Origin of the sequence: uncultured Nostoc sp., assembly GCF_964245575.1 — a bacterium.
GTDB lineage: Bacteria > Cyanobacteriota > Cyanobacteriia > Cyanobacteriales > Nostocaceae > Nostoc.
Genome location: NZ_CAXTNP010000386.1, coordinates 1 through 5,804 on the forward strand (window position 1 = coordinate 1; position 5,804 = coordinate 5,804).

A 5,804-nucleotide genomic window follows, 5' to 3' on the forward strand; every position below is an offset into this window, starting at 1 on the left:
CTTAAATTGCCGAGATATTAGCCAACGAAGGTTTAAAGTGCTGCCACCCGATCCTTATGGGTTTGACCGAGATGGTGATGGCATTAGATGTGAAGGGTAGAAGGGTAAAAGTTACATGATATTAATTAAAAAACTTTTAGCATTATTTTTTCTCGGATTTGGGATTCCATTTTCTGTTTTGATGATTCTGGAAATGATTAATCCTAAAGCTACCCTTAAAGACAAAGAAGGTGCTGTAGCTGCTTTAATTCTTTTTACTATTCCGTCAACAGCTATGGGCAGTTGGTTGAATTGGTCTTTAGTAAAGCATCACAAAAGAGAACAAGAATTACTGCTTGAATCAGAACAAAAACGAATTGAGTTAGTGTTTTTAGAATTACTTGAAAACAACTCTGGGAAAATAACAGTATTGCTACTGGCGAAAAACGCCCAGATACCAACCCAGTTCGCTAAACAATATTTAGATGAGAAAGCTAAGGAACTTAGTGCTGATTTTGAAGTAAATGAGCATGGAAATGTTTCATATCGGTTCTTGTTATAAGACTGCTACGATTACAGCAGTTTAGGTCAAGCGGTTGTGTTAAAGTTCAGTACCAAAGGTAATCGTGCATATAGCAATCCTATTTGAGTTGTGAGAAAATACGTAAAAGGTTCACAGGTATAATTAGTAGCAAATAGAGGAAGAGATCAATGTGGATGCGATCGCTATTAGAGTTTATTGAAAATAGCCAAGACAAGCGAGAAGTTCAACGGGCGATCGCAGTCAGGATGCTACTAGAAGGATACACTCATGTTACTATCCAATCGATATTGAGTGTTTCATCAGGATTTATAAGTAAGTGTAAAAAGGCATTTTTCACTTCCGGAGTAGAGGGCTTAAAGCTCAGATACAAGGGAAGTCAGGGATTTTTGAATTCACAACAGCGTGCAGGAGTAATTAAATGGCTCAAAACCAAAGATAAGTGGAATTTGAGCGAACTAGAGTACGAGATAGCATTTTCGTATGGGGTGGTGTTTGAGTCGAAACAGAGCTACTACGATTTATTTGATGCAGCTAGGATTAGTTGGAAGAAAACTCAAGCTCACAATCCCAAGTATGACGAAGAACTAGTAGCATCAAAAAAAAAGAAATCTGTGAGTTGCTCGAAGCCAGACGTTCTGAAATCGAGTCAGGAAAGTTAGTGGTGTTTATGGTTGATGAATGTCATCTATTGTGGGGTGATATATGTGGATATGTTTGGGGAAAAACTAGCGAACGGATATCAGTTCCAGTTGTAAACGCTCGTGACAAGCAAACATATTTTGGCGCTTTAGACTACAAAACAAAAGAATTTATCACTTATGCAGCTAAAAAAGGTGACTCCCAAAACACAATAAATTTTTTGGAATATCTTCAATCACAGCGTCCAGAAACTAATCTTTTAATAATTTGGGATGGTGCAAGTTCCCATCGTTCCAATGCAATTCAAGACTATTTAGACTCTTTGAATCGTCAGCTTGAACAAGAACAATGGTTGATAACTTGTAAACGGTTTGCCCCAAATGCTCCACAACAAAATCCTGTAGAAGATATTTGGTTACAAGCGAAAAAATTGATTAGAGAGTTTTATTTTTTCTGTCATTCTTTTTCCGTAGTTAAGGCATTATTTGATCTCGCCATCAACGGTCAAATTTTTGACTTTCCTAAGCTTAATGAGTACGGTAATTTCTCACAAATGATTTAGGATTGCTATAGATAAAACTAATACTACACAAGACTACTCCACATTAACTCCTCTACGGCTGTGTGACTGAAGGAGCAATTACATAATTTACAGCTTTGCCAGAATATCATAATCAGCTATTAAAGGCAATTATTTTTATTCACTGCTATGTGGGTGATCGCAACTATTTGTCAACGATTTCATTAATAATAGTTTGCAAGATAGGTTTTATATTTTGTGGTGGCCAAGCATGAATCCCGACTGATTTGAAGTTTTGGATTCTTGCCTGATCTAATTCTTCACATTCGTATCATTCTTCAAAATATTGATTATCGTAATAACCATAAAGGATAAAATTAGAATCAATTCTTTTGAGAAAAGGTTCAACGGAAATATTTAGTTTTATCGATTGAAAATATTCAATAATATATCTGTATATATAGCTCCAAAAATTATTAATTTCTTGTCGAGAGAATTCTTGCTCAAATGGTTCATCTTGAATTCTGTTCTTATCAACATCTGCTTCATTCTCAAATAGTGTAGATATCCGGTAGTAAATCCAACCACGAGAGTCAAAAATACGTATAAAGGAGAAAAAAGTATTTATCTCCTTTTTGATCACTAGTAATATGGGAAAGTAAAATGAGCCTCTGTCCTGATCAAATAAATCGCTACTATCTCCAAAAAGGGAAGTTAAAGTGATAAACAATTCTGCTAGATTGAGTTTATCCTCACTTGACAACTCAGAAAAATAAAGTTCCCTAAAGAAATTTGAGTCATCTTTGATATCAAGGCTATTTTGTCTAAGTTTTCTATATTCAGAATCATCCAATCTCCAAAGCTGATACTTAATGTCATTTAGCTCCAGTTCAACCTTGTGACGCTCTCTAATTTGCTTAACCACTTGCTTTACCTCGCTGGCTGTAATTAAGTATGTGATAGTGCTAATGTACTATATAAGGAGTTCAGCTTTGAAGATTTGCAATTAAGTTTCGGAGGATAATCACCTAATTAATCAAGTGTGTATGGACAAATAAGACTACCAAAAGCTAAATCTGACAACAATATTTTATAACTTTCAGTTTTTGAGCATGACTGATAACAACCCCCAGACTGAATATGATAGTCCTTGGAAACAGATACTACAGCTATATTTTGAAGAATTCATGCAATTCTTCTTCCCTCAAGCCTATGCTGAGATTGATTGGACACAACAGCCGGAATTTTTAGATCAAGAACTCCAGCAGGTGGTACGCGACGCTGAACTAGGGAAACGGCTTGCTGATAAACTGGTAAAAATTTATCGCCTTGGGGGAGATGAAGCTTGGATTTTGGTACACCTGGAAATTCAGTCCCAGGAAGAATCTGACTTCTCAGAAAGGATGTTTACGTACAATTATCGCATCTACGATAGATACAAGCGTTCAGTTGCGTCATTAGCAGTCCTTGGTGATGAGCGTGCCAACTGGCGACCGAATCAATTTGGTTATGAATTATTTGGCTGTAGCGTAAATTTCCAATTTCCTGTGATCAAGTTGATAGACTATCAGCAAAGGCAATCTGAACTGGAAGCCAGCCGTAACCCCTTGGCAACTGTGGTTATGGCACACCTAGCAGCAGTGCAAACGCGCAACGACAGGTTACAGCGTAAGCAGCAGAAACTTAGTTTAGTGAGGAAGTTGTACCAGCAAGGGTTTGAGCGAGAAGATGTTCTAAATTTGTTAGCTTTTGTAGACTGGGTATTGACACTGCCCCAAGATTTAGAGCGAGAATTTCAACTAGAAGTAGAACAATTAGAGGCGGAACAACGTATGCAGTATGTGACTTCTTTTGAACGCAGTGGTATTCGGTTAGGATTACTGGAAGGAATTGAGTTAGGTTTAGAACTCAAGTTTGGTGCTGAGTCCTTAAGCCTAATGTCGGAAATTTCCTTGTTGTCAGATATTGAACAATTACGGGCAATTAAAGAAAGAATCAAAACAGCCACGACAATTGCCGAATTGCGTCAGATTTACCAGTCACCAGCAAACGAAACGCCGCTGTAGTTCAGTAACAGCTACAGATAATTCATCTGTATCTCTCAGTAATTATTTGTTCTGGTGCTAAAGCGCCAAGTCAAGATTATTGCAGCGAGGGCTAAACCAATAGCCAATCCCCACCAAAGACCAATAACTCCATAGCCCGACGTGATTCCAAAAGTATAACCAGTGAATAAGCCAACACACCAATAAGCAAAAATTCCGATCAACATAGGGATTCGAGTGTCTTTGAGTCCGCGTAATGCTCCCGCCGCAGTCACTTGCACACCATCAACTATTTGAAAAATCGCCGCGACTCCCAGCAATTTCGCTGCCAGGGCAACCACTTGTGCATTGTTCTGGTCGTTAATGTCAATGTAAAGAGAGATAATCGACTTTGGCACAAGCCAAAATGCAATGGCTGCTACAGCCATAGATAAAGCTGCAATGGCAATGCCTACATATCCAGCCAGACGAGTGCCAGCTAGGTCATTTTGTCCGGCTAACTACCCAACACGAATTGTTGTCGCAATAGAAACGCCTAGCGCAATCTGGAACGACATAGAAATAGTTTGTAAAGCAATTTGATGAGCAGCAAGGGCATTTGTTCCTAATTGCCCAATCAAGAAAGTGACGACAGTGAACAGTCCTACTTCTACTGCAATCAGTCCGCCGATGGGCAGCCCAACCTGAAAAATCTCGCCAATGATATGCCGATGTTCTAAGGTAAAAGCTTTGTAAAATGAGGGTTGAAAAATACCATATACTGCAAATTGAGGTTGATTACATATATAAACTGTCAAAGCAATAAACATACTCCAAAGTGAGAATGTGCTTGCCCAACCGATACCAGCTAAACCCATTGTTGGAAAACCCAGCTTGCCAAACATCAGCACATAGTTAGCAGCGATGTTGAGCAAAGTACCCAAAACTACAGTCACCATTACTAATTGCAGTTGCAACAGAGCAGAAAGAAAACTTTTAAGTACCGCAAAGCCTAAAGCAGGAATGAAACCCAATGCGATCGCTCTTAAATAAGTCTGTGCTAATGCTGCTGTGTTAGCATCCTGCCCTAGCAGCAGGAGTAGAACTCTTGCATAAATATTTTGTGGTACAATCGAGGATTGTTTTTCTCTCTATTTGAGGTGGTGAAAATATCATTAACATACTAAAGTTTTTGATTAAATATGAGCTAGCGAGCGTTAACTAAAAAAATGGCAGCCAACACCGTTTCAGTTATTAACTAATAATTGAAACAAGTTGATTAATTTGATTTTTTAGTAAACTTATAGAGCTAATTCGTAATTATAAATTTCCGCAATTAAATTCGACCTTAAACCAAAACGTCGGTGTCGATTTCGATATCTATAATCCAAAATATTAAAGATTTTTAACCGCCGATTAACGTGTTCAATAGTGATTCTTAATCGATTGAGTTCTCGATTATATTTCTTCTGCTCTTGTGTCAATTTTTTTCCTTTTGGCTTCTTGATTGGTGTTTGACTTAATTGATGAATTTTTGCTATTCCTTGATAGCCTTTATCTGCTATTACCTGGGGCGTGAGTATCAATGGAACAGAAAACCGGGATAAGAAAATAAACTCAAAAATATTAGTAAAATCTTTGCCATGTATATACATAGCCGGAAACCCATTATTACGTGGTTCATCACTTTTCCCCATGTATATGCATGGAGAAAAATTGTTACAAAACTTAGGAACAGAAAACCGAGATAAGCTTTTTTCCCTCAAATTAATTCAAAATCTTCGCTCGCATTTGAATCTCTTAGAGGACGTAGCTCTCCGCGTTCTACAGTTTCTGCCAGAGAGAAATAATACCATCCCAACATATTTATGTGCTTACGTCCTAGTGGAGACAGTCGGACAATATCTTCAGGCAAAACCTGTTGGTCAAGAGAACGCAGCTTGTCGATTGCCGCATCCATATAGTAAGTATTCCACAAAACAATCACGTTGACTACCAAACCCATTGCTCCTAATACAGTAAAAATAGAGAGTCCCGTATTGTATTGGACTTTGGACAAAAAAGAAGTGTTCGCGTAAATTATCCGCGAACTTAAAAT

The 5,804-nt window shown here is 37.9% G+C and carries 5 protein-coding genes and 2 pseudogenes; 3 read left to right on the plus strand and 4 right to left on the minus strand.

The window, feature by feature from the left end:
- The first annotated feature begins 115 nt into the window (after window positions 1-115).
- A complete protein-coding gene (locus tag ACFFAP_RS35025; protein WP_375515524.1) occupies window positions 116-541 on the plus strand; it encodes a hypothetical protein in 426 nt (141 codons plus the stop codon).
- Window positions 542-696: 155 nt separating this feature from the next.
- Window positions 697-1,724, plus strand: a protein-coding gene (locus ACFFAP_RS35030) for an IS630 family transposase (protein WP_375515525.1) whose coding sequence is annotated in 2 segments (ribosomal slippage) — window positions 697-1,117 and window positions 1,117-1,724 — 1,029 coding nt in all. Because the reading frame shifts where the segments join, the coding sequence is not laid out codon by codon here.
- A 289-nt stretch (window positions 1,725-2,013) separates the two neighbouring features.
- On the opposite strand, the gene ACFFAP_RS35035 is transcribed toward ACFFAP_RS35030, so the two are convergent.
- The gene (locus ACFFAP_RS35035) at window positions 2,014-2,607 is read right to left on the minus strand and encodes a hypothetical protein (RefSeq protein WP_375515526.1); all 594 of its coding nucleotides are present in this window, start codon (window positions 2,605-2,607) and stop codon (window positions 2,014-2,016) included.
- Between the two features lie 187 nt (window positions 2,608-2,794).
- On the opposite strand from ACFFAP_RS35035, the gene ACFFAP_RS35040 reads away from it, so the two are divergent.
- Window positions 2,795-3,748: a cytosolic protein gene (locus tag ACFFAP_RS35040; RefSeq protein WP_375515527.1), complete on the plus strand. Its 954-nt coding sequence runs from the start codon at window positions 2,795-2,797 to the stop codon at window positions 3,746-3,748.
- Window positions 3,749-3,783: 35 nt separating this feature from the next.
- Here the strand turns inward: ACFFAP_RS35040 and ACFFAP_RS35045 are convergent.
- From ACFFAP_RS35045 to ACFFAP_RS35055, 3 genes and pseudogenes are all read right to left on the minus strand, one after another.
- Window positions 3,784-4,839 (minus strand): annotated as a pseudogene (locus tag ACFFAP_RS35045) (MATE family efflux transporter).
- A 168-nt stretch (window positions 4,840-5,007) separates the two neighbouring features.
- Window positions 5,008-5,277: pseudogene (locus tag ACFFAP_RS35050) on the minus strand (transposase family protein); the annotation flags it as partial.
- A gap of 191 nt (window positions 5,278-5,468) precedes the next feature.
- A partial coding sequence (locus tag ACFFAP_RS35055; protein WP_375515528.1) for a Tn3 family transposase occupies window positions 5,469-5,804 on the minus strand: 336 nt, incomplete at its 5' end.